Here is a 23,278-nt window from a genome sequence, read left to right on the forward strand (position 1 = left end):
TTGCAGCAGAGCGGTTTCAAACCTGGCCAGCGGCTCGGCCCGTTGCCTGCGACCTGGATCCGCAGCCCGGTTCGCGCCTCCGTCAAACCGCCTGGCGATAGACCCAAACGCGAGCGGGAGGAATATTCCGCAGAACCCAGTCCGAGACGAAGGCCTTGAGTCCGGAGCCCTTGCGCGGCAACGGAGACACCACCGAATAGGTGAACTGGATGAAGGGCGCGCCCTCCGCCAGCAGCGTGAAGGCGTCCTTGCCCAGGGCGGTCCGCATCGCCGGGGGTTGGTTGAACAGGGGCAGGCTCGAGACCACCGCAATGGCCTTGCCGTCGAGATGCCCGGCCAGAGTCGTCGACAGGGCGTAGGCATCACCTTCGACCACCGTCGCCTGCGGGAAGCGCTGGCGCAGAAGCTTGCAGAATTCCGGGCTGTACTCGACCAGGATCAGCCGGTCTTCCCTGACGCCGCGCTCGATCAGCGCTTCGGTGACGGGCCCGGTGCCGGGGCCGATCTCGATGACCGGGCCAGGCAAGGCCGGATCGACGAAGGAGGCCATGCGCCGGGCCAGCGCCGGGCCCGACGGCGTCACTGAGCCGGTCCGCATCGGATCGTCGATCCAAGACTTGATGAAGCGCGCCTCGTCGCCCAGTTTCGTCCGGGCCTCGCTGACGCGCGACCGCAGCTTCTCGGTCTTGCTACGAACCTCGTCCTGGACCTTGTAGCGCACCGTCGCGACCTTGAGCCGGGCTTCCGCGACGCTGTCGACCAAATCGGCGGCGGTCACCCGCATCTCGTCCTCGATGCGCAGGGCGACACGGGACTGCCCGATGCGGGCTGCCAGCGATCGACCATGCGAGGACCGGCTGCGGGTCGTGAGTGACATGAAACCTCTGACATCGCCCACGGGACGACCATCACCTTGTAACGAACGTTACCTGCGCGTCATATGGGGTCAAGAGTGGTCCGGAGCCAAGTCTTAAATCCCGCGCGCGCGGCCAATCGGCGTCAGATCAGCGGTCTCGGCTCCAATTCCCGCTCGTAGAGCAGGGCCATCCGGGAGGTCAGGCGCGGATTGAGCAAGGTCAGGCGCCCGTCCGACGTCGAGAAAAGACCGGCCTTGCGCAACCTCGACCAGGTCTTGCTGGTGTGGACCAGCGACAGGCCGAGCGCGTCCGCGAGCTGCTGCTGGGACAGCGGAAAGCGAAAGCTGTTGTCGGCGACCAACCCGAGCGCATCGGCCCGCCGATAGAGGGAAATCACCAGCGCGGCGATGCGCTCGCCGGCATTGCGCTGGCCGACCGAGGTCAGGTTCTGGTCGATCAGGCTCTCCTCGCGCGAACCGAGCCAGGCGATCTCGTAGGACAGGCTCGGCATCCGCACGAACAGATCCCAGACCCGCTTGCGCGAGAACACGCAGAGTTCGACCTCGGTGAGCGCCTCGATACCGTGCTGGGCGGCACTCAGAAGGGAAGCCTGCAATCCGACCAGATCGCCGGGCAGTAGGAAGTTCAGGATCTGGCGGCGACCGTCGGGAAGAAGCTGGTAACGGAAGGCCCAGCCGGCAAACAGGGTATAGAGTTCCGCATCCTCCTGGCCGGGATGGATGATGTCGGCCCCCGGCGGCAGACGGCGATGCTCGACCTTCATCGACTGGATGAAGCGGACTTCATCGTCGGTCTTGTCCTTGAAGGCGGGCTTCAGCCGGAGCGGGCATGCCAGGCAGGGCACGCCGTTGCGGCCATGGTGGTCGGTATCCGTCATGCCTCGCTCGATCCCCCGGCTCAGACAGTCCAGCGGTCCGCTTCCGTCCGCGATACGATCCCAGTCGCAATTGTCCCCTGCGGAGAGCTTTCGCCCAGTTTGGATATCTTTGCCATCGGGCAGCGGAGCATTGCGCGCATTTCCTTGGGGAACCGTTGCTGACGCGGCACGTTGGCTGAAGGCGGCGATCCCCATGTGCGGCGAAGGCAGGCGCCGCCTGGAGTTCCGATTCTGATGACTGAAACGCCGCCCGTTGCCAAGCGCTCGCGCATGCGGCGTTTTTTTGTCGTGGCCCTCCCGTTCTGGAGCGGCGAGACGCGATGGCGTGCCTGGGGCCTGACGCTCGTCGTTCTGACCTTCGTCGCCGCGCAGATCGCCACCGCCGTCGGCGTCAACGCCTGGAACCGTCTCTTCTTCGATGCGCTGGAAAAGCGTGACGTGGCGGCCGCCTGGAGCGTGGCGGCGTGGCTGCCCCTGCTGATCGCGGTGTCGGCACTCACCCTGTCCGCCCTGGTGATCAGCCGGATGCTGCTACAGATGCGCTGGCGCGAATACCTCACACGCCGGCTCGCGGGCTGGTGGATCGCGGACCAGCGCTATTATCGGCTGCAATTCGTCGCCAGGGAGCAGGCGGCACCGGAATATCGCATCGCCGAGGACGTCCGCCTCGCCATCGAGCCGCTCGTCGAATTCGCGATCGGGCTGATCAGCGCGGCGGTGACGGCCGCGACCTTCGCCGCGATCCTGTGGCATGTCGCAGGCTCTGCCCGCTTCATGCTGGCGGGCGTCGAGATCGTGATCCCCAGCTACATGGCGCTGGCCGCGATCGGCTATGCGCTCGTCGCCTCGCTCGCCGCCTATCTGACGGGGCGGCCGCTGGTTGCCAGGATCGCGGCCAAGAACGAGGCCGAAGCCCAGTTTCGCGCCGAGATGACGCGGCTTCGCGAGAACGCCGAAAGCATCGCGCTGATCCGCGGCGATGCCGACGAGCGCGGCTCAGTGGGCGAGAACTACGGCCGCGTCGTCGCGGCCTGGCTGCGCGTCATCAGGCAGCAGGGCGTCATCGCCCTCGTGCTCAACACCAATGGCGCGCTCTTCCCGATCGTGCCGCTGCTTCTGATCGCGCCGAAATACCTCTCCGGCGATGTCTCCCTGGGAGCGGTGATGCAGGTCGTGGCGGCCTTCAGCGCCGTGCAGGCAGCGCTGATCTGGTTCGTCGACAACTTCGTGCGCCTCGCCGAATGGTTCGCCTCGGTCACCCGCGTCGACGAGTTGCAGGAGGCTCTGGAAGGGCTCGATGTCGGCACGATCATGGAGGGCGAGACCCATATCGACATGAAGGAGAGTGCCGATGGCGCGATCCACATCGACAGGCTCTCGATCGCCCACAGCAATGGCAGGGCCGTGATCGCGGACGCGTCGGTTGTGATCGGGCTTGGCGAGAAGGTGCTGATCGTCGGCGAAAGCGGCACCGGCAAGAGCACACTGATCCGCGCGCTGGCGGGGCTATGGCCCTGGGGTTCCGGTTCGATCGCGCTGCCGGCCGGCAAGTCGCTCGCCTTCGTGCCACAGAAGCCCTATCTGCCGATCGGGACGCTGCGCACGGTCCTGCTCTATCCCGAGGCCGAAAAGCCGGTGCCGGACCACATCGTCCTCGCCGCCTTGCGGCGATGCGGCCTGTCCTATCTCGCCAAACGACTCGACGATCAGGACAAGTGGGACCGCATCCTCTCAGGTGGCGAACGTCAGCGCGTCGCTTTTGCCCGTCTCGTCATCCAGCGGCCCGACATCATCATCATGGATGAGGCGACCTCGGCCCTCGACGAGGACAGCCAGAACGCATTGCTTGGTCTGTTCGAGGCCGAACTCGCTCACGCGACGGTCATCAGCGTCGGCCATCGCCCTGGGCTGGAGGACTTCCACGACCGCAAGATCACGCTGGAGAAGCGCCATGCCGGCGCCCATCTGAGCTCACGCCGTCTTGGCAAATCGCTGTGGCGCCTGTTCAAGACCAGGATCGCCGCCAATGACGAGGCGGCCTGAGCCTGCAGGCTCGCTCGCGTCGATGTGATCGGGGCTCGCCGGCCGCCCGGCCTCCCAAAATGGAACCCTCTCGGCGTCCTTGCGTTAACTCCTCACAAGCCGGCCGTTCTTGCCCGGCATAGGCGACGGGAGAGACAGATGTTTGCTAACAGCTTTGCCCCCATCAAGCGCGCCGGCCTTTTCTTCGGATTCATGGGCGCCGCTGTTTTCGCGCTCACTCTCGGCTCCGGCTTGCAGGAGACCAACCGCGACAGCTCCGCTGCGGTTGCCCAGGCCAAGATCGAGCACAATCTTCCGTCCGACATCCGCCTTGCAGCGGTCAATCCGTCGCAGCGCTCGGTCGGCGTGACCCGTCGCGCCATCGGCGGCTCGCAGCAGGCGATGCTGTCGACAGCCAGCGGCGTCGTGACCCGCTGAGAAAATCGCGCGTCATCAACCGCTGACCGGGAACAATCATGCCGGTGTCGCATTCATCTGACGATGTACCCCTCGCATCGCACTTCAAAGCCGCCTTCGGGCGGCTTGTTTTTTGTCGCGCCCCGCGGCTGATCAGGGCGGGAGCGCTTCTGCCACCGGAAACGACCCATGTATCTGCGTATTCGGCATTCGACGACCTACAGCTATGGCGGCCCTGTGCAGTTCGGACCGCACCGGCTGATGCTGCGCCCACGTGACAGTTTCGACCTGCGCGTCGTCGATACGGCGCTGTCGATCTCGCCTCAGGCGCGGTTGCGCTGGATGCACGACGTCTACGGCAATTCGGTCGCGGTCGCCCATTTCGACGCGCCTGCCGATCAACTCGACATCGTCAGCGAACTGCTGATCCAGCGTTTCGGCTCCGCCTTGCCGCGAACGGATGTAGAGCCGATGACGGCCGTCACAGCTGTGGTCTACAGCGATAGCGAGAGGATCGTTCTCCAGCCCTATCTCGATGCGGCGGCCGCCGACCCCGACGGCGTGCTCGAGCAGTGGCTGAGCGACTTCCGCAATCGGCTCGGCAGCGGGTCCGGTCACCTGCTGCGCGACCTCGCGCATGCGATCTATACGAGCCTCAGCTATTCCGTGCGCTATGACGAGGGCACTCAACACCCCGCCGATACGCTTCTCCAGCAGGCGGGCTCATGCCGCGACTATGCCTGGCTGTTCATCGAGCTCGCCCGACGCATGGGCTTCGCCTCGCGCTTCGTCACCGGCTACATCCATGACCGGACGCCCAATGCGGCCGGGCTGGTCTCGACGGTCGGCCTGACGCATGCCTGGGCCGACGTCTTCATTCCCGGCGACGGCTGGGTCGAGTTCGATCCGACCAACGACCTCGTCGCCGACCGCCAACTGCTGCGGGTCGCGGTCTCGCGTGTCCCGGAGGATGCCTCGCCCGTGTCGGGCAGCTTCACCGGGCTGCCCGGCTCCTTCCTGGGGCTGGGTGTCGGCGTCACCATCGAGACCGTCGAGGAGCCGAGCTGAGCGGCTCCGGGATCTCCGCCCGGGCCGCCGATCGCGGAAGGCATCCGCGCAAGGCCCTTTACGATCAGACGTTGTGCCTGACGTGCCAGCTGCCGAGCCTGCGGCCTTCGGCGGGCTCCACCTGCACGGCTTCGATCTGTGCCACCAGGCCTGCAAAGATCTTGGGCGGCTCGCTCGGCGCGATCTCGCGATCCGCCTCGAGCGTGATCGCGATCGTCGATGCATCGACATCCCGCACGATGATTGTGAGACTGACTCCGGGTGTGGTGCGCAGCATGCGCGAGGCCACGTCCACGACCAGGAAGCCGAGCGGTATGATCCGGTCGACCGACAGCGTCGCTTCCGTCTCGAGCCGGCTCGAGACCCATTGGTCGCGACGACGGATGAGATTGTCGATCATCGCGACCACATCCTCGATGAACAGGTCGACGCGCACCGGCTGCATTTCGCCATCCGCCAGCGTAAAGCGATACGCAGCGGACAGAACGTGGACACGGCATTCCGCATCGGCCAACGCGAGTCTCGCTTCGTCGCGATAATCGCGCTTGGTCAAGCCGATATAGCTCTGCACGACCTGCAGGCTGTTCTTCACCCGGTGATGCAGTTCGCGCACGAGGAAGCGGTTGTCGTCCAGCGCGGTCTGGAGCCGCCGCTGGCGTACCTCCTGCTCGTCCACCATGGTATTGAAGGCTTCGGCGACGCTGCGGATGTCGGCCGGCATGTCCTCCGCGATGACCGCCCGGGCGTTGGGATGGGTCGAACGGGCCCGCGCAGTGGCCTCGATACCACGCAGCCACACGACGCAATGCCGATCGATCGCGCGCAGATAGACGATGCAGAGCAGCAGCAGAGTCAGGAGCGGAGCGAAAAGCAGGACGAGGAACTGGACCCGCGCCGCGCGGGCCGGCGCCTCATCGAAGCTGGCGATGACATAAAGGTCGGGCTCCGCCACCAACTGCGCCGCATAGGTCCGCATTCCGCCCGTGCGGCTTGGCGCCTCCCAGCGGATCTGGCCCGGCGGGACAACCTCCTCGCGCGGCAGCCAGGCATCCTCGTCGCTCTTCGTGCTGTTTCGACTGGTAACGACCGTGCCGCCGCTCGAGATGAGTGCGACCTTCATGCCTTCGCCGGCTTCACCGAGATCGAAAACCTGATCGAGCAGCTGCGGATCGACGAGAAGGAGCGCTTCCTGCAAGACCGTCGCCGGATCCGGGTTCCTGGTATAGATCGCCAGATAGCGGCGCTCCGCCAGCGTCACGTAGTCATAGCGAATCTGGGCGAGTTCAGCGCCGCCCCACACCTTGACCGGGGGCAAGCTTTTCAGCCGGGCAGAGGCAGCAACCAGGTCCGCGACCGTCAGGCCCGGATCGAGCGAGACCGCGCAAGCCCTGCCGGCATTCGTCAATACATGAAAGGCGCGATAGCCCTGAACCTGCTGCAGCAGGGCTCGACCGGAGACGGCGCAATCAGCGTCCCCGCCGCTCGTGCTTGCAATCACGGTCCCGGTCGCGAGCAACGAACGCAGCGCACCACGATACCAGACGCGGGTGCGTACCGCGAAGCCGTCCGCGGCCCGCGCCTGGGACACCTCGATGGCGGCGATCACGGTGCGATAGGTCGTGAGCGCGGCCAGCGCGGTCAGGCACGCGATCGGCAAGGCGATCGCCACCAGAAGCGCGAGAAGTCGTCCTCGAACGGTCTTGAAGCGCGCGAGGCGCATCAGAGTCCGACGATTTCGGAGCCGACCCTTTGCATCGCGGCCGCACTCTTGCGATCGGGTCCGAGGTCATCGAGGCTCCCGATCGACAAGAGTTCGGCGAGTTTCGTGCGAGCGCGGTTGACCCGGCTCTTGATCGTGCCGATCGCGACGCCGCAGATCTCGGCCGTCTCCTCATAGGACAGGCCCGTCGCGCCAACCATGATCAGCACCTCGCGCTGCTCCTCCGGCAATTTCGCCAGGGCCTTGCGGAAGTCGGCCAGGTCGAGATGGCTTTCCTGGTTGCCGTGCGTCGCCATGCGTTCGGCATAGGTCCCCTCGCTGTCCTGCACCTCCCGACCGCGCTTGCGATAGAGCGAATAATAGGTGTTGCGAAGGATCGTGAACAACCAGGCGCGCAGGCTGGTGCCAGGCTCGAATTTCTCCGAGTTGCCCCAGGCCTTCAGCAGCGTGTCCTGAACGAGATCATCGGCCAGTTGCATCGAGCCCGACAGCGAAGCAGCGAAGGCCCGCAGGTTCGGAATCTCCTTGATGAGGCCGTCCTTGAACTCACTTGCGCTCATCTGGGAATGCTCCGACGGCGCGATGTTCGGTTGCCTCGAGTTGGGCGAGCAGAACCAGAAACTTGTCCGGTACCGGCGCGTTGACGATGTCGTCGTAATGCGCCTTCAGCGAGCGACCGATGGACTCCTGCACCTTCGGATCAAGCATCAGTTCGCTCTCCCCCCCGTCGGAATCGTCCATCGCCGTATCTGCGTCGCTCATGTCAGCCCTCGCACAAAAACCAGGCCTGCTTTTCCAGCGGGTCCCGTCATCCTACTCACCCAAGTCCGGATGCCAGCGATGGGCGATACCGACACTCGTACTCCCCTTCAACAGGGTTCCACCCAGAAAGTTCCAGCGTCCGCGAAAAATAAATCGCTTGTCAGCAGGCCCCGCCGGATGCTCATTTCCGGCACGTTTCAAGAGGACATATCTATGTCGATTGCCAAGGAAATTGCGCCGCATTTGCCCTATTTGCGCCGTTTCGCACGCGCCTTGACGGGCACGCAGAACAGCGGCGACGCCTATGTCGTGGCGATGCTGGAGGCGCTGGTGCTCGACCCCAGCGCTTTCCCGCGCGATCTCAACCCGAGGATCGGTCTCTATCGCACCTTCCTCAAGCTCTGGTCCTCGGTCGGCCTCAATACGGCCGAGTCCGGCACCGCAGCGTCGCTCAATCACTCCCCGGTGGAGCGCAACCTAGAGGCGCTGACCCCGCGTCCGCGTCAGGCGTTCCTGCTGCGCACGGTCGAAGGGTTCTCGATCGACGAGGTCGCGAGCATCATGGACGTGTCTGCGGCGGATGCCGCCGGCCTCGTCCAGACCGCGGGCCAGGAGATCGCCGAACAGGTCGCGACGGATGTCCTGATCATCGAGGACGAGCCGATCATCGCGCTCGACATCGAAACCATGGTCGAGGAACTCGGCCATACCGTCACCGGCGTGGCCCGTACCCAGCGCGAGGCCATCGCGCTCGTCGCCAAGAAGCGTCCCGGACTCGTCCTGGCGGATATCCAGCTGGCCGACGGCAGCTCCGGCCTCGATGCGGTCAACGAAATTCTCGCCTCCATCGACGTGCCGGTGATCTTCATCACCGCCTATCCGGAGCGGCTGCTCACGGGCGACCGGCCGGAGCCGGCCTTCCTGATCACCAAGCCGTTCCAGCCCGAGGCTGTGAAGGCTGCGATCAGCCAGGCGCTGTTCTTCGACAGGCGCGCCGGCCGCAAGGCCGCCTGACCCTGCTGCATTCGGGCATCTCTCACGCCCGTCTCCATTCCCGGGAATCCGGCCTGCGGTGCCTTGCGCCGCGGGCTTTTTCAGGTGTGACCTTCGGTTCGGGATCGCCTCTGGCGATCCGCTCAGTCTGTCGATGTGTCCGACAGAGAACACATCGCGCCCTCGGAACCGGACCACGGCATCCGCGTTCCATCGGCGGGTAATATCCAAAAGAAGCGTCGGTTCGGCATCTGGGAGGGTGTGAAGCCATGGCCATGACGTTCCTCGCAGCGGTGGTCACCGCGACGTCGATCGCGGCAGCCCTGTTCGGCGGGCTGGTGCAGCAAGGCGCGCTTGTGTCGGAGGTTTTGTCGCTCGGCCTTGCCGGCGTCACCGCGATTGCAGTTGCAAGCGCATCGGCGCTCGACAGCTGACCCTGCTCCAAATCAGGCGACGAGCGGGGCGCAGGACGGCGCGAGGCGTCCTCCTGCGCGCCACGGCGATATGTGGAGGCCTTGCGCTTGCATCCCTTGGCTGCGGCAACGAAGCGGCCTCCCGTCCGGTGCTCGCCGTCGAAGCGCCTTTGCCGCCGCGCCGCCCACCCAGTCTTCCACCGACGCGGCCTGTCGCGCCCGAATTGCCGCCCGCAATCCAAGCACCTGGAGCTGAACCCGCGAGCAAACCGGCGGCAGAATCGTCTCCGGAGCAGAAAAACTCTGGCGAGCCAAACGCTGCCGCCGCGCCCGGTGCAAGTTGCGTGGAGGCGTTGGTGGCCATTCATGGCAGCGGCGTGCGCGCAACCGAGATCAAGCCCGGTCACGACGCGGCCTGTTCCGTCGTCGATCCCGTCGTGGTCGAGGCTCTGACCGTGAGAGCAGGGAGCGTGTCGGTGCGGACCAGCCTACAGCCGCCGGCGACCTTGAGCTGCACCATGGCGAAGGCCGTCGCGCTATGGCTCGAGACGAGCGTCCAACCGTTGGCGAAAGGCTATTTCGCTCGCGAACTGACCGAACTGCGGGTGGGTGGCGGCCACGAATGCCGTCGCCGCAACAGATCGACGAATGGGCCACTCAGTGAGCATTCGACCGGGCAGGCCCTCGATATCTTCGCGTTCGTGACCGGAGACGGCAAAGCGGATGAAACGGTTGTGGTCGAGAAACCTCACGATGCGACGCAGGAACGCTTCCTTGCGGCAATCAGGCAGTCGGCCTGCGGCGCCTTCATGACCAGCCTGGGCCCAGGTTCGGATGCCGCCCACGCCAATCACCTGCATGTCGACATCCAGCCGAGACGCTCGGCCTCAAGTCGCTTCTGCCAATAGCGCTCCAGGTCGAGCCTGAGCCTCGTATCGGCTCAGGCTCCGGCGAGAACGACGGTCAAAAGCTCGTGCCGTATGGGCTTCTGAAGAGGTCCCGGCGCGTGGATGTCGGGAGGTTGAATCGCGGCGTCGTGGAATCGCAGCGTCGTGGCCGGCCTCCGCGCCGCCATCACGGCGAGCGCCGCCTCACGGGGGAAGCCGTTCCCGATCAAGTCCTCCAGCTCCCAGAACGGCGGGGCATCGGCGCCACCAGACATGGGCAGCGGCGAGGTCTGAATGGCGGCTTGGCTCTGGCTCACGATCCCCCGGCCTTTCCCATGCGACGGTGACGTTCCAACGCAACGGACGTTAACCAGTTCCAGCTTGCGCGGAACTGTGGTCCCTGTACGGCGTTTGATCGTCACCTTCATGTCAGGAGCTCCAGATGAACATTCGCCATTCGCGGCCGGTCCTCGCTGCTGTTGTCGCTGCAGTGGGCTTTCTGGTTTCAACCGCTCCCTCTTTCGCCCAGTCCGGCCCGCCGACGGGCCGCCTGACTTGCAATGTCGGCGGCGGCCTCGGTCTGGTCGTGACATCCCAGCGGCCGATGAACTGCACCTTCACGCCGCGTCGCGGACCTGCGCAGCGCTATGTCGGCGTCGTCAGGAATTTCGGCCTCGATCTCGGGACGATCCGCAGCAGCACCATGTCATGGCGGGTGTACGGCCCCTATGCCCGCGCGCCGCTCGGGGCACTCTCGGGACAGTATGCGGGCGCGACGGCCGGTGCCTCGGCCGGCGTCGGCGGCAGCGCGAACCTGCTGGTCGGCGGCAACAACAACGAGGTCACGCTCCAGCCGCTGTCTCTTCAAGGGTCGCGCGGCGTGAATGTCGCGCTCGGCGTAACCGGATTCGAGCTGAACCTGGTCCGGCCCGGCCGGCGTCGCTAACCGCTGCGCGGCCGCCTGCGATCCTATCCCGGGGTTACCGTTTGCTAACCTTGTTGCATCTCATTTGACGTAAAACAGGCTGCTTTTGGTACCCTCAGGAACCTCGCGATCCCGCTAACGTTGTCCAGTCGATACGTTGTTGGGTTCAAAACTGGAAAGGCAGCGGCAGTCGATGTCTGATATCCGCGTCCTGATCGTCGAAGACGACCCGTTCATCGCCATGGACATCGAGTCCGCGGTGGCAGAGCAGCTCGGCACCCGGGCTGAGCTGATCGTCGTCGAATCCCTCACGCAGGCCCGCCACATCTGTGCGTCGAAGCTATCCTGCGCGCTTTTGGATATCGATGTGGTGGGCGGCAAGACGTTCGACGTCGCAGCGAACCTGCTGCGGAACGGGACGCCGTTCGCCTTCGTGTCGGGGTCGACCCCCACCGATGTGCCTGAAGACCTGCGTACCGTGCGCTTCCTGCGCAAGCCGTTCTCGACGCAGGAAATCGCGCGCTTCGTCTCGGATGCTGTCGCGGCATCCCAGAACCCGTCGAGCGCCTAAGGCGCCCGCAGAACCAGCCGGTTGCCCCACGGGTCGGCGATCGCGGCGCCGTCAGCCGTTTCAGCGCCGCCGGCCGCGAGCATGCGTCCGCGCATCGTTTCGAAATCCTCCCGGTCGCGGGCAACCAGTTCAAAAGACGCAAGCCCCGCTTCGCCAGCCTGGCGCGGAGCTGCGCCCCGGCTGTTCCAGACATTGCCGGCGATATGGTGGTGATAGCCGCCACTCGCCATGAAGCTGGCGCCGGGATAGCGAACCATCAGGTCGAAACCGAGAACGCCGACATAGAAGCTCTCGGCCTCTGCGGTGTCGCCGACGCGAAGGTGGATGTGGCCGACCCGCGTCCCGCTCGGCATGCCGGCATAGGCGCCAGCGCGGGCTTCGGCGAGCAATGCTTCCAGATCGAGGCGCTCGGTCGCCATCTTGATCGCGCCGTCACGACGCGGCCAGTCGGCGCGCGGGCGGTCGCGATAGATCTCGATGCCGTTCCCCTCCGGATCGGAGAGATAGAGCGCTTCGCTGACGAGATGGTCCGAGGCTCCCTCGAGCGGGAGGCGCGTCGCCGCGGCATGCCCGATCCAGTCGGCGAGATCGGCGCGCGACGGCAGCAGGATCGCGGTGTGGAACAGTCCCGCCGGCGATGTCGGACGCATCGCGCCCTGTTCGAGCCGCACCAGCACCTGCCCATCGACGCCCAGCGTCGCGACACCGGCGCCGGTCTCGATCAGGGTCAGGCCGATCGCATCGCGATAGAAGGCGGTCAGAGCGGGCAGATCGTGCACGCGCAGCGTCACCGCCCCGATATGGAAGGGCGCATCGAGCGCTTCCAGATTGACCGGCGTCTTCATCTTGCTGTCCTGGACCGCGATCATGGCAGCCTCCCTCGTTCGCGGCGTCGAGCCGCATCGCCGATAGATGCGCCTTGAGGGCGGGCTTGTCTGCCCCGGCTTCCGCAAGATCGAGATTGCGCCGTCGCAATCCCGAGGCGGTTCAGAGCTTTGCGGGGTCGGGCCTGTCAATGGCGAAATGCCTGAACCAGGGGGCGTCCTCGCCGGCAACAAGCGCGCCGATCATGCGCGAGGCGAGAAAGCTGAAGGTGATCCCGTTCCCGCCATAGCCATAGGCCGCGAGCATGCGGGGCCTGCCCGGGACGCGCCCGATCAGCGGCAATCCATCGACCGTCTGTCCGAAGGCACCCGACCAGGCATGGCCGAGCGTCGGCTCGGCGCCCGGCAGCAGCGCGCGCAGCTTGCCGAGAAGCGCCTGCGTCTTTTCCGGCCCGAGGCTTTGACGGGTGTCGGGATCGTCGGTGTCCTCATCCTCGCCGCCGAGCACGATGCGGCCGTCAGTGGTCGTGCGGCAATAGATGTAATCCTCCGAGGCTTCCCAGACGAGGGCCGGGCCGGGCCAGAGAACCTGCGGCGCCTGCGGCAGTGTCGCGATCGCCCAGCTCGAGGCGACGCGATGCAAGTCGCTGTCGACGCAATCTGGCATGACATAGCCCGTCGCCAGCACGACATGGCCGGCCTCGATCGTGCGGCCGCCGGAGAGCCTGACGGCAGCGCTGGCCGTCGTCGAGTCGAAGGCGACCGCCTCGTCCCGGATCAGCCGCGCCCCGCGCCCGGCCGCGACATGCAGGAGCGCATGGCACAGGCTCAAGGGATCGGCCTCGGCCGAACCCGGCGACACGATCGCCGCCGCCCGGTCGAAGCCGAAGGCCCCGAGCAGCGTCGCATGATCGAGCAATGTGCCGGGCAGGCCGGCCTTCTCGCGCAAGCTCCATTCGTCGCGCAATTCGCGCGGGCCGACCTCGCCGGCCGCGAGATAGACGGTGTCGCGCGCGAAAAAGGCGCAGCCCAGTGCCAGTTGCGCGATCCGCTCGCGCAGACCCTCGACCGCCTTGAAGCTGCGGCGATAGACATCGGCGGCCGTCTTGAACCCGTAGAGTTCGGTGAGCCGGCGCAAGGGCAGATCGATCTCCCATTGCAGCATCGCCGTGCTGGCGGCGGTGCTGCCGAAGCCTTCGCGCTCGCGATCGACCAGCACGACGTCCAGGCCGCGCGCGGTCAGATGCTCGGCTGCGAGCGCTCCGGTGATGCCTCCGCCGACGATGACGACGTCGCAGCGGATGTCGCGGTCGAGGCCTTCGCTCGTCGTCCGCGGCGGACCCGCGAGCCAGGGGCCGCGGCCGCTGCGCAGATCGTCCTGGCGCGTGCTGTCGGGGTCGAGCATGTCAAGAACTCCTCGGATCGCGCGGGATGGTGGAATCGTCCGGGCGCGACGGACGGGAGGCCAAGGCGGTCGAAGGCCGTATCAGCTGGCCGGAGGGCCGATCGTGTCCGCCATCCTGGCACCACGCCGGCCGAGCGGCTTCGGGCGACCCGTGGTCGTGTCGTGAGCGGTCTGGTGTTCGAGCTCCGCATTGAGCTCGGCGCCGCCGAGCACGATCATCGCCGATAGCCAAAGCCAGGTCATGAACACGACGACGGTGGCGAGCGAGCCATAGGTGGCGGTGTAATTGCCGAGCGTGCCGACATACCAGGAGAAGGCGAAGGACGCTGCCGCCCAGAGCAGAGCGGCCGCGACAGCGCCAGGCATCACCCAGACGAAGCGGGCGCGCTGGCGGCTCGGCCCGATCCAGTACAGGCAGGCGATCGACAGCGTCGCGATGATGAAGAAGGACGGCCAGCGCACCAGACGGATCAACCGTTCGAGCTCGTAGGCGAAGGGAAACAGCGCCGTGACCACGGGCAGGCTGGCGATGATGGTCAACGCCGCCACCAGCAGCACCACGCCGCTGATCGTGGTCGCCAGCGAGATGATGTTGAGCTTCAGGAAGCTGCGCTTCTCCTGCTCGCGATAGATGATGTTGAGCGCGTCGAACACCGCCTTCACCGCCGCATTGGCCGACCAGGCCGCCACCAGGAAGCTGATCAGGAACGTCAGCGACAGGGCCGAGACGTTCTGGCCTGCCAGCCGCATCGCCTGTTCGTGGATCAGCTCGCGCGCGGCTTGCGGGAACACCGTCGTCACCGCGTCGAGCTGTTCGGCGATGGTCGCGGGGTCGGTCAGGTAGCGGTAGATCGTCACCAGCAGCGAAAGCGCCGGCACCAGCGACAACAGCGTGAAGAAGGCAACCGCGCCGGCAAGCGAGCTGATCCGGTTGTCGGCGACGTTGCCGGCGAAGCGCAGCAGCACGTCCTTCCAGCCGAGCCAGGGCATCTGCAGCGGCGTTTTTGCCATGCGCCCGCGCGCCGCCTGGCGTCTTTCACGGGTCAGGCGCCGCGTCACCACCTCGGAGACATAACCCAGCGCGACGCCGACGCCGGCCGCACCCGTGATCCGTTTCAGGAGGGACATTCAGGATCGTCTCCGCTGCCGCGTCCAGCCTCGCGCGGCGGCACCGCGATGCAACATCAGTCTGGCGCGAATGTTCCCCGCGCCAGTGCCGCAGAAGCGACCTTAGCCGATCGTTAACCTTAATGCTTTCTGATCATGGTCATCACGATGCGTCTGAAAGCGCATCGAACAGTTTCGTTCAGAGTAGAGAGACGCGATGGCAACGCAGCATCTCAAGGCCGGCCTGGCGAGCCTTCTTGTCCTCTGCGGCAGCATGCTGGGCGCAGCACCGGCTGGCGCTGCCGACCTTCCCTCCTCCAGGCTGCTGCCTCCCGCGCCAGCGCTGCCGTCCTTCTATTCCTGGACCGGCATCTATCTCGGCGTGCAGGCTGGCTATGTCTGGGGCCAGGACCGGACCCGCTTCTCCGACACGTTGGGACGCGCCTTCAACGGCGCCGCGTTCCGCCAGAGTTCCGATTCCGCGCTGGGCGGCGCCCATGCCGGCTTCAACTACCAGGCCGGCAGCATCGTCTTCGGCATCGAGGGTGATGTCGAGGCGCTCGATGCCAACGCGACGTTGATCGCACCGGGAATCGCCGCGCGCATCGGGCGCGACTGGCAGGCCTCGGTGCGCGGGCGCGTCGGCTTCGCCCTCGACCGCTTCATGATCTACGCCACCGGCGGCGCGGCCTTCACCGATTTCGATTACAGCCTTCAGAATACCGCGACGGGGTTGGCGGAGAGCGCGACGCGCTCGGCGACCGGCTGGACCGGCGGCGCCGGCGTCAATTTCGCCTATACCGACAACCTGATCCTCGGCGCCGAATACCGCTATACCGATTTCGGCAAGGTCAACGAGACCGGGCGCGGACCGCTGCTCGGGCTGGCCGTGCGCCACGAGCCGACGACGCATGCCCTGCGCGTCAGCGCCGGCTACAAGTTCTAACGGCCTAGAAGCCGGTGCGCTGGCGGATCGCGGCGGCGAGCGTGCCGTCGTCGAGATAATCGAGCTCCCCGCCGACCGGCACGCCATGGGCGAGCTTCGTCACCTTCAGCGGCAGATGCGCCAGCAGATCGGTGATGAAATGCGCCGTGGTCTGGCCGTCGACGGTGGCGCTGAGTGCCAGGATGATCTCCCGCATAGCCGGATCGGACGCACGCGCCACCAGCGCGTCGAGGGTGAGATGCTCGGGCCTGATGCCGTCGAGCGCCGAGAGCACGCCGCCGAGCACATGATAGCGGCCCGCCACCGCCCCCGAGCGCTCCAGCGCCCAGAGATCGCCGATATCGGCGACGACGACGATGAGGCTGTCGTCGCGGCGCGGGTCGGCGCAGAGCGAGCAGGGGTCGCTGGTGTCGACATTGCCGCAGGTCGAGCAGACGACGATGCGCTCGCGCGCAACTGCCATCGCCTCGGCCAGCGGCCCCAGCAGGGCCTCGCGCTTCTTGACGAGATGCAACGCGGCGCGTCGGGCTGAACGCGGCCCGAGGCCAGGCAGCTTGGCAAGCAGCTGGATCAGCCGCTCGATCTCGGGGCCGGCAATGGCGCGGGACATGGTTCTACCCTGTCATTCCGGGGCGGCCGCAGGCCGAACCCGGAACCCACGACCGGGCGAGCCCCTTGGTAGGCGTGCCTGCGATCCCGCTCGCCCGGTCGTGGGTTCCGGGTTCTTCGCTGCGCGAAGCTCCGGAATGACAACCGTCGGCGTGGTGGATCATCAGAACAGCTTCATGCCGGGCGGGATCGGCAGGCCCTTGGTGATCTCGGCCATGCGCTCTTGCATCACACGGTCGGCCTTGTTGCGGGCGTCGCTGCTGGCCGCGACGATCAGGTCCTCGAGGATCTCGCGCTCGTCGGCGACCATCAGGGCAGGGTCGATCTTCACCGCCTTGAGCGCGCCCTTGGCCGTCATCGTCACCGTGACCATGCCGCCTCCGGCCGCGCCCTCGACCTCGATGGTATCCAGCTCGGCCTGAACATTGGCCATCTTCTGCTGCATGTCCTGCGCCTGCTTCATCAGGCCCATCATGTCGCGCATCGGTGCGTCTCCCTTTGAATCTCGGAAATCCGGAAGCTCAGAAATCGATTCCGTCGAAATCCGGCTCGCTGTCGTCGAAGAGCGGCTCGCCATCCGGCAGATACTCGTTCTCCAGCGCAGGCGTCGCAGGCGTGTCGGCTTCCGCCGCGCGCGGATCACGCACATCGACGATGCGCGCGCCCGGAAAGCGCTCCAGGACAGCCTTCACGGCCGGGTGCGAAGCGGCATCGCTCTCGCGCCGGCCCTTCACGGCCTCGGCCTGCTCGCGCAGCGTCGCCCCACCCTCGGCATTGACCACCGCGACCATCCAGGTCTGGCCGGTCCATTCCTTCAGGCGGCGCGACAGGTCGGTCGCGACCGTGCGCGATGCGCTTGAGCCCAAGGCGAACTCGATCCGCCCCTGCTCGAAGCGAACCGGGCGGACATCGCGCTCCAGCGCGAGCTTCAGCGTGATGTCGCGATGCTGCGAGGCCAGCGCAACGACGTCCTCCAGCGAGGCCACCATCACGGCAGCTTGCGCCTGGGCGCGCGGCGCGGCCGCCATCTCGGGCATTGGATTGGCGCTGGCGAGGATCGGCCGCGCGGCGAGCGCGGTGTTGCCGCCGCCGGATGGCGGGCGCGGCGCCGATGGCATGCCCTGGCCGCCGCCGACGCTTCCCGAGCCGTCGCGCAGCATCTTCAGCGCTTCGTCGGGGGTCGGCAGGTCGGCGGCATGAGCCAGCCGCACCAGCACCATTTCGGCCGCCATGATCGGCCGGTCGGCCTGCTTCACCTCGGCGAGGCCCTTCAGCAGCATCTGCCAGGTGCGGGCCAGCACGCGGATCGACAGGCGCTGGGCAAAATCGCCGCCACGCACCCGCTCCGCCTGGGCGAGGCTGTTGTCCTTGACCGCGTCGGGCACGAGCTTGAGGCGCGTCACCAGATGGGTGAACTCGGCGAGGTCGCCCAGCACCACGCTCGGGTCGGCGCCGGCATCGTATTGCGCCCTGAGTTCGCCGAGCGCGGCCGCGATGTCGCCCTTCATCACCGCCTCGAACAGATCGATGACGCGCGCCCGGTCTGCCAGCCCGAGCATGGTTCGGACTTCGTCTAGCGTGATCGGGCCCGCAGCATGGGCGATCGCCTGGTCGAGGATCGAAAGGCAGTCGCGGGCCGATCCCTCGCCGGCCCGCGCAACGGCGGCCAACGCCTCGTCGTCGGCCTCGATGCCCTCCTGCCGGCAGATATTGGCGAGATATGGCAGCATGACTCCCGTATCGATGCGGCGCAAATCGAAGCGCTGGCAGCGCGACAGCACCGTCACCGGGACCTTGCGGATCTCGGTCGTCGCGAAGATGAAGCGCGCATGCGGCGGCGGCTCCTCCAGCGTCTTCAGGAAGGCGTTGAAGGCCCCCGTCGAGAGCATGTGCACCTCGTCGACGATATAGACCTTGTAGCGCGCCGAGACCGGCGCGTAGCGCACCGCGTCGTTGATCTGGCGGATGTTGTCGACGCCGTTGTTGGAAGCCGCGTCGATCTCCTGCACGTCGATGTGCCGACCCTCGATGATCTCCTTGCAGTGGATGCCGAACTCCCGGAGATCGGTCGTCGGGCCGCCGCCGCCATCGGGCGTCTGGTAGTTCAGGGCGCGGGCGAGAATGCGGGCGGTCGTGGTCTTGCCGACACCGCGCACGCCGGTCAGCATCCAGGCCTGCGGAATGCGCCCGGCTGCGAACGCATTGGTGAGCGTGCGCACCATCGCATCCTGGCCGATCAGGTCGCCGAAATGCGCGGGGCGGTATTTGCGCGCCAGCACGCGATAGGGCGAAGCGGCGGACATCGCCACAGGCACAGCAACGGGCGCCGGGTCGAAACCGGCGAAGCCCGGCTCGTCGGCGGGGGGGCTTGCGTTCGTGTCGTCGCTCATCGGTCTGGTTTGGCGGTTCGCCGCGTGGGGGTCAACGCCCGTTTCCGGGGAGACGCCCGCAGTCTGGCAGGAGCGTCCGGCCGGAGCGCTGGGACTGGCGCGCTTTGCAAAGGTGGGAGGCTGGACGAAGACCCGTTCGGTCTCGTTAGGGCTGCTTCCTTCCGGACCTGACCCGGTTGGCGAGTGAGACGTCCCTCGCCAACCTCCCGGCCGCTATATCGGGGATAAGGCCGGGAAGCGCAAGCGCGCCCTGGCGGACCGCGCGGCAAAATTCGCCGCGAAGCTTCGTCGCAGGCGTGGCCTTCGCCGCGAGTTCGTCATTGACTTGGATCGGGCCATCCGTCATAAGCCCGCGACTTGCGCTACCCCCAGCGGGCGGCGCGGAACCTTTCGCATGACAGGCTCGGATGGCCACGCTTCTCACGGGAAGCCGCGACCGCCGCGCTGACAGGGCCCCGGAGACGGACGATGAAGAGAACCTATCAACCCAGCAAGCTGGTTCGCAAGCGCCGCCACGGCTACCGCGCCCGCATGGCGACGACCGGCGGCCGCAAGGTCATCGCCGCTCGCCGCGCCCACGGCCGCAAGAAGCTCTCGGCCTGAGCCACAGGCGCGTGATCACCGCGCGCCTTTTGCAGAAGACTGGCCAATCGCCATGCGCCTCGCCCGTCTGAAGCAACGCAAGCAGTTTTTGGCGGCGGCCGATCACGGCCGCCGTTTTCGTTCGTCCGCATTCACCGTTCAGGTGCGTGATGCCGAGGCAGACGAAGCGCGCGAGCCTGCCGGCCTGCGCCTCGGCCTGACCGCGTCGCGAAAGGTCGGCAACGCCGTCAAGCGCAACCGCATTCGCCGACGCCTGCGCGTCGCGGCGGCGGAGGCACTCGCCGCCCAGGCCGACCGGCGCTGCGACGTCGTCATCGTCGCGCGGCCCGAGACGCTTTCTGCCGGCTTCCGCCTCCTGGTCAGCGAACTGTCCATCGCCATCGATCGCGCCCGCCCGGCGGGGCCGGGCCGAAAGCCTCGTTCGTCAGGCAAGCCCGACACGGCCCGCGTCCGTGCGGCCCGCCAACCATCCTAGAGCCCTGAATCCCTAAAGCCCGACGGGGCGTGAGCGAGATCTGTTTTCCATCATGATGAAAGAAGACAACCGCAATCTGCTTCTGGCGATCACGCTCTCCGTGGTCGTGCTGCTCGGCTGGCAGTACTTCTACGGCGTGCCGCAGATGGAAAAGCAGAAGCAGGTCGCGCAGCAGAACCAGCAGGCGACCAGCCAGACGCCGGCTCCCGGCACGGGGGCGGCTCCTGCACCCTCGAGCGTGCCGGGCCAGTCCGCGACGACATCCGTCCCGGGCAGTGTGCCGGCGACCCCGGTGGCGGGAACCCGCGAGCAGGCGCTGGCCGCCAGCCCGCGCATCCGCATCGACACGCCCCGGATCGCCGGCTCGATCTCGCTCACCGGCGCGCGCATCGACGACATCTCGCTCAAGGCGTTCCGCGAGACGGTGGATCCCAACAGCCCGATCATCGTGCTGCTCTCGCCGCTGGGCAGCCCCAATGGCTACTACACCGATTTCGGATGGGTCGCGGCGCCGGGCACCAGCGTGCCGCTGCCGAACGCGACGACGGTCTGGACTCCCGACGCCCAGGTGCTCACGCCGGCCAAGCCGCTGACGCTGACCTGGGATAACGGCCAGGGCCTGCTCTTCCGCCGCATCGTCACCGTCGACGAGAACGCGATGTTCCAGATCAAGGACGAGGTCGAGAACAAGGGGGCAGCCGGCGTCACGCTGTTTCCCTATGCGCAGGTCGTCCGTCACGGCCGCCCGCCGACGCTGGGCTATTACGTGCTGCATGAGGGCCTGATCGGCGTTCTCGGCGAACAGGGCCTGCAGGAATTCACCTACGACCATGTCGACAAGGAGCCGCTGCTCTCGGCCGGCACCAATGGCCGCGTCTGGAAGGACGTCACCGGCGGCTTCGTGGGGATCACCGACAAGTACTGGGCCGCTACGGTCGTGCCGGACCAGTCGCGCAAATATGAGGGCCGCTTCTCCTCGGTGCAGACCGGCAGCAGCCGCGCCTATCAGGCCGATTTCCTGGCCGAAGCCGTGACGGTCGCCCCCGGCGCTGCTGCCACGAGCACGGCGCGCCTGTTCGCCGGCGCCAAGGAAGTCGCCGCCATCAACGGCTATGAGCGCGACCTCGGCATCAAGCGCTTCGACCTGCTGATCGACTGGGGCTGGTTCTACTTCATCACCAAGCCGATGTTTTTCCTGCTCGACTGGATCTACAAGCATGTCGGCAATTTCGGCATCGCGATCCTGATCGTCACGCTGCTGCTGAAGGGCGTCTTCTTCCCGCTCGCCAGCAAGTCCTACGCCTCGATGGCGAAGATGAAGGCGATGCAGCCGGAGATGCTGGCGCTGCGCGAGCGCTATGCCGACGACAAGATGAAGCAGCAGCAGGCTCTGATGGAGCTGTACAAGACCCAGAAGATCAACCCGCTCGCCGGCTGCTGGCCGGTGCTGGTGCAAATCCCGGTGTTCTTCGCGCTTTACAAGATCCTTTTCATCACCATCGAGATGCGGCACGCGCCGTTCTTCGGCTGGATCCGCGATCTCGCCGCGCCCGATCCGACGAACCTGTTCAATCTGTTCGGCCTCATTCCCTTCACGCCGCCGTCGGTGCTGCATCTCGGCCTGTGGCCGATCATCATGGGCATCACGATGTTCGTGCAGATGAAGATGAACCCGGAGCCGCCGGATCCGGTGCAGAAGATGATGTTCACCTGGATGCCGGTGTTCTTCACCTTCCTGCTCGGCTCGTTCCCGGCCGGCCTGGTGATCTACTGGAGCTGGAACAACCTGCTCTCGGTGACCCAGCAGGGCTACATCATGCGCAAGCACGGCGTGAAGATCGAGCTGTTCGACAACATCAAGAGCATGTTCGGCAAGAAACCGGACCCTGCCGCGGCCGTGCCCACGCCGGGCAAGCCCGCCAACAGCAACAAGAAATAAGCGAATGGCGAGTGGCGAATGGAAAGGTGATCTTCCCATTCGCCACTCGCCATCTCGCCATTCGCCCTCATGCCCCTTCCAGACCCGCTCACGCGCCACCCGATTCCCGGCTGGAAGGGCACCGCCTTCCTCAAGGCGATCGTCGATCACCCGCTGATCGAGGTCGGCGACTACAGCTATTACGACGACTCGCGCGGCCCCGAGCATTTCGTCGCCCGCTGCGTGCGCTACCATTTCGACTTTGTCGGCGACCGGCTGATCATCGGCAAATTCGTGGCGATCGCCCAAGCCGCGCAGTTCGTCATGAACGGCGCCAACCACCCGATGTCAGGCTTCTCGACCTACCCGTTCCAGATGTTCGGCATCGAGGGCGCGCCAAACGTCACCGACCAGCCCCATCGCGGCGACACGCGCATCGGCAACGATGTCTGGATCGGTCGCGAGGCGGTGATCATGCCCGGCGTCACCATCGGCGACGGCGCCATCATCGGTACACGCGCGCAGGTCGCCAAGGACGTGCCGCCCTATGCGATCGTCGTCGGCAATCCCGGCCGCGTCGTCAGGATGCGCTTTCCCGACGAGGTCGTCTCCGCACTGCTGACGATCGCCTGGTGGGACTGGGACACGGAGAAGATCGGCCGCAATGTCGCGGCGATCGCGGGCGCGGACATCGACGCGCTGCGCGCCGCCGTGTAGGCGTAGGACCATGACCACGAGCACGACGACACCCTTCACCGACGACGAGATCGAATCCGCCCGCAAGCTCTTCGAGGGGCCGTGGGATTTCGTCTGGGCCTCGACCCATGTCGACGACCTGCCGACGATGGTGGGCCACGAGATCGCCTTTGCCGGCCGCTCCAATGTCGGCAAGTCGAGCCTGATCAACGCCGTGACGCGCCGCAACGCGCTGGCGCGGACCTCGCACACGCCCGGCCGCACGCAGCAGCTCAACTTCTTCCGCCAGGTCGGCGGCGACGAGCGGCTCACCATCGTCGACATGCCCGGCTATGGCTACGCGGCGGTGGGCCGCGCCAAGGTCGCCTCCTGGACCAACCTGATCCACGAATATCTGCGCGGCCGGCCCAATCTGATGCGGGTCTATCTGCTGATCGACGCGCGCCATGGCCTCAAGGACGTCGACAACGCCGTGCTCGAGACGCTCGACAAGGCGGCGATGTCCTATCAGGTCGTGCTGACCAAGGGCGACGCGATCAAGCAGGCCGACCAGCAGTTCATGTGCGAGGCGACCTATGACGAGATCAAGCGCCGGCCGGCCGCCTTCCCCGAGGTGCTGCTGACCTCGAGCGAGACCGGCCTGGGGATTCCCGAACTACGCGCCGCCGTCGGGCGCGTGCTGGCGGAGCGCAGCTGAGAGGCGGCTGACGCAGGATCGGCCACCAAATCTTTACATCGGCTGTGCAGGGTGAGTGGCACGCTGCGGGGACGC

The 23,278-nt window shown here is 66.5% G+C and carries 26 protein-coding genes and 1 other RNA gene; 14 read left to right on the top strand and 13 right to left on the bottom strand.

What is annotated here, in order from left to right; all coding sequences use genetic code 11:
• Positions 1-82: 82 nt before the first annotated feature.
• The gene (locus AE618_RS17670; RefSeq protein ID WP_248310923.1) at positions 83-877 is read right to left on the bottom strand and encodes a class I SAM-dependent methyltransferase; all 795 of its coding nucleotides are present in this window, start codon (positions 875-877) and stop codon (positions 83-85) included.
• A gap of 122 nt (positions 878-999) precedes the next feature.
• Complete coding sequence (locus tag AE618_RS17675; protein ID WP_082365366.1) at positions 1,000-1,755, bottom strand: Crp/Fnr family transcriptional regulator; 756 nt, start codon at positions 1,753-1,755, stop codon at positions 1,000-1,002.
• 270 nt (positions 1,756-2,025) lie between these two features.
• On the opposite strand from AE618_RS17675, the gene AE618_RS17680 reads away from it, so the two are divergent.
• From AE618_RS17680 to AE618_RS17690, 3 genes are all read left to right on the top strand, one after another.
• A complete protein-coding gene (locus AE618_RS17680; RefSeq protein WP_197280812.1) occupies positions 2,026-3,798 on the top strand; it encodes an ABC transporter ATP-binding protein/permease in 1,773 nt (590 codons plus the stop codon).
• Between the two features lie 138 nt (positions 3,799-3,936).
• A complete protein-coding gene (locus tag AE618_RS17685) occupies positions 3,937-4,215 on the top strand; it encodes a hypothetical protein (RefSeq protein WP_054210358.1) in 279 nt (92 codons plus the stop codon).
• Between the two features lie 168 nt (positions 4,216-4,383).
• Positions 4,384-5,262 carry a transglutaminase family protein gene (locus tag AE618_RS17690; RefSeq protein WP_054210359.1) on the top strand — a complete coding sequence of 293 codons (879 nt, stop codon included), beginning with the start codon at positions 4,384-4,386 and terminating at the stop codon, positions 5,260-5,262.
• Positions 5,263-5,326: 64 nt separating this feature from the next.
• On the opposite strand, the gene AE618_RS17695 is transcribed toward AE618_RS17690, so the two are convergent.
• Genes AE618_RS17695 through AE618_RS17705 form a run of 3 tightly spaced genes read right to left on the bottom strand, consistent with a single transcriptional unit; the run spans position 5,327 to position 7,744 of the window.
• A complete protein-coding gene (locus AE618_RS17695; RefSeq protein ID WP_197280813.1) occupies positions 5,327-6,931 on the bottom strand; it encodes a histidine kinase dimerization/phosphoacceptor domain -containing protein in 1,605 nt (534 codons plus the stop codon).
• 50 nt (positions 6,932-6,981) lie between these two features.
• A complete protein-coding gene (locus tag AE618_RS17700; protein WP_054210361.1) occupies positions 6,982-7,542 on the bottom strand; it encodes a sigma-70 family RNA polymerase sigma factor in 561 nt (186 codons plus the stop codon).
• Positions 7,529-7,744, bottom strand: coding sequence for a NepR family anti-sigma factor (locus AE618_RS17705; protein WP_054210362.1), 216 nt, complete (start codon positions 7,742-7,744; stop codon positions 7,529-7,531). The genes AE618_RS17700 and AE618_RS17705 overlap by 14 nt, the downstream gene beginning before the upstream one ends.
• Before the next feature lie 213 nt (positions 7,745-7,957).
• On the opposite strand from AE618_RS17705, the gene AE618_RS17710 reads away from it, so the two are divergent.
• The 3 genes from AE618_RS17710 (at position 7,958) to AE618_RS28530 (ending at position 10,058) form a co-directional block, all read left to right on the top strand.
• A complete protein-coding gene (locus tag AE618_RS17710) occupies positions 7,958-8,758 on the top strand; it encodes a response regulator (protein WP_054210363.1) in 801 nt (266 codons plus the stop codon).
• 248 nt (positions 8,759-9,006) lie between these two features.
• Positions 9,007-9,171 (top strand): hypothetical protein, encoded by a 165-nt coding sequence (locus AE618_RS28050; protein ID WP_156330325.1) that lies wholly within the window; start codon positions 9,007-9,009, stop codon positions 9,169-9,171.
• A 335-nt stretch (positions 9,172-9,506) separates the two neighbouring features.
• Positions 9,507-10,058: an extensin-like domain-containing protein gene (locus AE618_RS28530; RefSeq protein ID WP_054210364.1), complete on the top strand. Its 552-nt coding sequence runs from the start codon at positions 9,507-9,509 to the stop codon at positions 10,056-10,058.
• Between the two features lie 32 nt (positions 10,059-10,090).
• On the opposite strand, the gene AE618_RS17720 is transcribed toward AE618_RS28530, so the two are convergent.
• On the bottom strand, positions 10,091-10,465 hold the full coding sequence (locus AE618_RS17720) for a hypothetical protein (RefSeq protein ID WP_156330326.1): 375 nt from the start codon (positions 10,463-10,465) through the stop codon (positions 10,091-10,093).
• Positions 10,466-10,479: 14 nt separating this feature from the next.
• Here AE618_RS17720 and AE618_RS17725 point away from each other — a divergent pair, with 14 nt between their 5' ends.
• Both AE618_RS17725 and AE618_RS17730 read left to right on the top strand, forming a co-directional pair.
• A complete protein-coding gene (locus tag AE618_RS17725) occupies positions 10,480-10,983 on the top strand; it encodes a DUF992 domain-containing protein (RefSeq protein WP_054210366.1) in 504 nt (167 codons plus the stop codon).
• A gap of 172 nt (positions 10,984-11,155) precedes the next feature.
• A complete protein-coding gene (locus tag AE618_RS17730; protein ID WP_054210367.1) occupies positions 11,156-11,533 on the top strand; it encodes a response regulator in 378 nt (125 codons plus the stop codon).
• Here AE618_RS17730 and AE618_RS17735 read toward each other — a convergent pair.
• From AE618_RS17735 to AE618_RS17745, 3 genes are all read right to left on the bottom strand, one after another.
• Positions 11,530-12,402 (bottom strand): VOC family protein, encoded by an 873-nt coding sequence (locus AE618_RS17735; protein ID WP_248310924.1) that lies wholly within the window; start codon positions 12,400-12,402, stop codon positions 11,530-11,532. The genes AE618_RS17730 and AE618_RS17735 overlap by 4 nt on opposite strands.
• A gap of 118 nt (positions 12,403-12,520) precedes the next feature.
• Positions 12,521-13,762: an NAD(P)/FAD-dependent oxidoreductase gene (locus tag AE618_RS17740; protein WP_054210368.1), complete on the bottom strand. Its 1,242-nt coding sequence runs from the start codon at positions 13,760-13,762 to the stop codon at positions 12,521-12,523.
• An 81-nt stretch (positions 13,763-13,843) separates the two neighbouring features.
• Positions 13,844-14,890, bottom strand: coding sequence for a YihY/virulence factor BrkB family protein (locus AE618_RS17745; protein WP_054210369.1), 1,047 nt, complete (start codon positions 14,888-14,890; stop codon positions 13,844-13,846).
• Positions 14,891-15,086: 196 nt separating this feature from the next.
• Between AE618_RS17745 and AE618_RS17750 the strand changes: the two genes are divergently transcribed.
• Positions 15,087-15,815 (top strand): outer membrane protein, encoded by a 729-nt coding sequence (locus AE618_RS17750; RefSeq protein ID WP_054210370.1) that lies wholly within the window; start codon positions 15,087-15,089, stop codon positions 15,813-15,815.
• Positions 15,816-15,819: 4 nt separating this feature from the next.
• On the opposite strand, the gene recR is transcribed toward AE618_RS17750, so the two are convergent.
• The 4 genes from recR to ffs all read right to left on the bottom strand — a co-directional run bounded on the left by recR (position 15,820) and on the right by ffs (position 19,022).
• Positions 15,820-16,425: a recombination mediator RecR gene (gene recR / locus AE618_RS17755; RefSeq protein ID WP_054210371.1), complete on the bottom strand. Its 606-nt coding sequence runs from the start codon at positions 16,423-16,425 to the stop codon at positions 15,820-15,822.
• Between the two features lie 162 nt (positions 16,426-16,587).
• Positions 16,588-16,908: a YbaB/EbfC family nucleoid-associated protein gene (locus AE618_RS17760; RefSeq protein ID WP_054210372.1), complete on the bottom strand. Its 321-nt coding sequence runs from the start codon at positions 16,906-16,908 to the stop codon at positions 16,588-16,590.
• 37 nt (positions 16,909-16,945) lie between these two features.
• Entirely contained in the window at positions 16,946-18,814 is a 1,869-nt protein-coding gene (locus AE618_RS17765; RefSeq protein ID WP_054210373.1) for a DNA polymerase III subunit gamma/tau, read from the bottom strand.
• Between the two features lie 111 nt (positions 18,815-18,925).
• Positions 18,926-19,022: signal recognition particle sRNA small type (gene ffs, locus AE618_RS27445), an RNA gene on the bottom strand.
• Between the two features lie 260 nt (positions 19,023-19,282).
• Here ffs and rpmH point away from each other — a divergent pair.
• The 5 genes from rpmH (at position 19,283) to yihA (ending at position 23,203) form a co-directional block, all read left to right on the top strand.
• Entirely contained in the window at positions 19,283-19,417 is a 135-nt protein-coding gene (rpmH, locus tag AE618_RS17775; protein ID WP_054210375.1) for a 50S ribosomal protein L34, read from the top strand.
• A gap of 52 nt (positions 19,418-19,469) precedes the next feature.
• Positions 19,470-19,892: a ribonuclease P protein component gene (gene rnpA, locus AE618_RS17780; protein WP_054210376.1), complete on the top strand. Its 423-nt coding sequence runs from the start codon at positions 19,470-19,472 to the stop codon at positions 19,890-19,892.
• Between the two features lie 55 nt (positions 19,893-19,947).
• Positions 19,948-21,831 (top strand): membrane protein insertase YidC, encoded by a 1,884-nt coding sequence (gene yidC / locus AE618_RS17785; protein ID WP_054210517.1) that lies wholly within the window; start codon positions 19,948-19,950, stop codon positions 21,829-21,831.
• A 69-nt stretch (positions 21,832-21,900) separates the two neighbouring features.
• Positions 21,901-22,527, top strand: a complete 627-nt coding sequence (locus tag AE618_RS17790) for a CatB-related O-acetyltransferase (protein ID WP_054210377.1) — start codon at positions 21,901-21,903, stop codon at positions 22,525-22,527.
• Between the two features lie 10 nt (positions 22,528-22,537).
• Complete coding sequence (gene yihA / locus AE618_RS17795; RefSeq protein ID WP_054210378.1) at positions 22,538-23,203, top strand: ribosome biogenesis GTP-binding protein YihA/YsxC; 666 nt, start codon at positions 22,538-22,540, stop codon at positions 23,201-23,203.
• Positions 23,204-23,278: the final 75 nt, after the last annotated feature.

It is taken from the genome of Allobosea vaviloviae (assembly GCF_001298265.1).
Classification (GTDB): domain Bacteria; phylum Pseudomonadota; class Alphaproteobacteria; order Rhizobiales; family Beijerinckiaceae; genus Allobosea; species Allobosea vaviloviae_B.

Bases quoted from the DNA above. Each gene is read 5' to 3' on its own strand.
- AE618_RS17670 (WP_248310923.1), bottom strand. From the start codon at position 877: ATGTCACTCACGACCCGCAGCCGGTCCTCGCATGGTCGATCGCTGGCA.
- AE618_RS17675 (WP_082365366.1), bottom strand. From the start codon at position 1,755: ATGACGGATACCGACCACCATGGCCGCAACGGCGTGCCCTGCCTGGCA.
- AE618_RS17680 (WP_197280812.1), top strand. From the start codon at position 2,026: ATGCGGCGTTTTTTTGTCGTGGCCCTCCCGTTCTGGAGCGGCGAGACG.
- AE618_RS17685 (WP_054210358.1), top strand. From the start codon at position 3,937: ATGTTTGCTAACAGCTTTGCCCCCATCAAGCGCGCCGGCCTTTTCTTC.
- AE618_RS17690 (WP_054210359.1), top strand. From the start codon at position 4,384: ATGTATCTGCGTATTCGGCATTCGACGACCTACAGCTATGGCGGCCCT.
- AE618_RS17700 (WP_054210361.1), bottom strand. From the start codon at position 7,542: ATGAGCGCAAGTGAGTTCAAGGACGGCCTCATCAAGGAGATTCCGAAC.
- AE618_RS17705 (WP_054210362.1), bottom strand. From the start codon at position 7,744: ATGAGCGACGCAGATACGGCGATGGACGATTCCGACGGGGGGGAGAGC.
- AE618_RS17710 (WP_054210363.1), top strand. From the start codon at position 7,958: ATGTCGATTGCCAAGGAAATTGCGCCGCATTTGCCCTATTTGCGCCGT.
- AE618_RS28050 (WP_156330325.1), top strand. From the start codon at position 9,007: ATGGCCATGACGTTCCTCGCAGCGGTGGTCACCGCGACGTCGATCGCG.
- AE618_RS17720 (WP_156330326.1), bottom strand. From the start codon at position 10,465: ATGAAGGTGACGATCAAACGCCGTACAGGGACCACAGTTCCGCGCAAG.
- AE618_RS17725 (WP_054210366.1), top strand. From the start codon at position 10,480: ATGAACATTCGCCATTCGCGGCCGGTCCTCGCTGCTGTTGTCGCTGCA.
- AE618_RS17730 (WP_054210367.1), top strand. From the start codon at position 11,156: ATGTCTGATATCCGCGTCCTGATCGTCGAAGACGACCCGTTCATCGCC.
- AE618_RS17735 (WP_248310924.1), bottom strand. From the start codon at position 12,402: ATGATCGCGGTCCAGGACAGCAAGATGAAGACGCCGGTCAATCTGGAA.
- AE618_RS17740 (WP_054210368.1), bottom strand. From the start codon at position 13,762: ATGCTCGACCCCGACAGCACGCGCCAGGACGATCTGCGCAGCGGCCGC.
- AE618_RS17745 (WP_054210369.1), bottom strand. From the start codon at position 14,890: ATGTCCCTCCTGAAACGGATCACGGGTGCGGCCGGCGTCGGCGTCGCG.
- AE618_RS17750 (WP_054210370.1), top strand. From the start codon at position 15,087: ATGGCAACGCAGCATCTCAAGGCCGGCCTGGCGAGCCTTCTTGTCCTC.
- recR (WP_054210371.1), bottom strand. From the start codon at position 16,425: ATGTCCCGCGCCATTGCCGGCCCCGAGATCGAGCGGCTGATCCAGCTG.
- AE618_RS17760 (WP_054210372.1), bottom strand. From the start codon at position 16,908: ATGCGCGACATGATGGGCCTGATGAAGCAGGCGCAGGACATGCAGCAG.
- AE618_RS17765 (WP_054210373.1), bottom strand. From the start codon at position 18,814: ATGAGCGACGACACGAACGCAAGCCCCCCCGCCGACGAGCCGGGCTTC.
- rpmH (WP_054210375.1), top strand. From the start codon at position 19,283: ATGAAGAGAACCTATCAACCCAGCAAGCTGGTTCGCAAGCGCCGCCAC.
- rnpA (WP_054210376.1), top strand. From the start codon at position 19,470: ATGCGCCTCGCCCGTCTGAAGCAACGCAAGCAGTTTTTGGCGGCGGCC.
- yidC (WP_054210517.1), top strand. From the start codon at position 19,948: ATGAAAGAAGACAACCGCAATCTGCTTCTGGCGATCACGCTCTCCGTG.
- AE618_RS17790 (WP_054210377.1), top strand. From the start codon at position 21,901: ATGCCCCTTCCAGACCCGCTCACGCGCCACCCGATTCCCGGCTGGAAG.
- yihA (WP_054210378.1), top strand. From the start codon at position 22,538: ATGACCACGAGCACGACGACACCCTTCACCGACGACGAGATCGAATCC.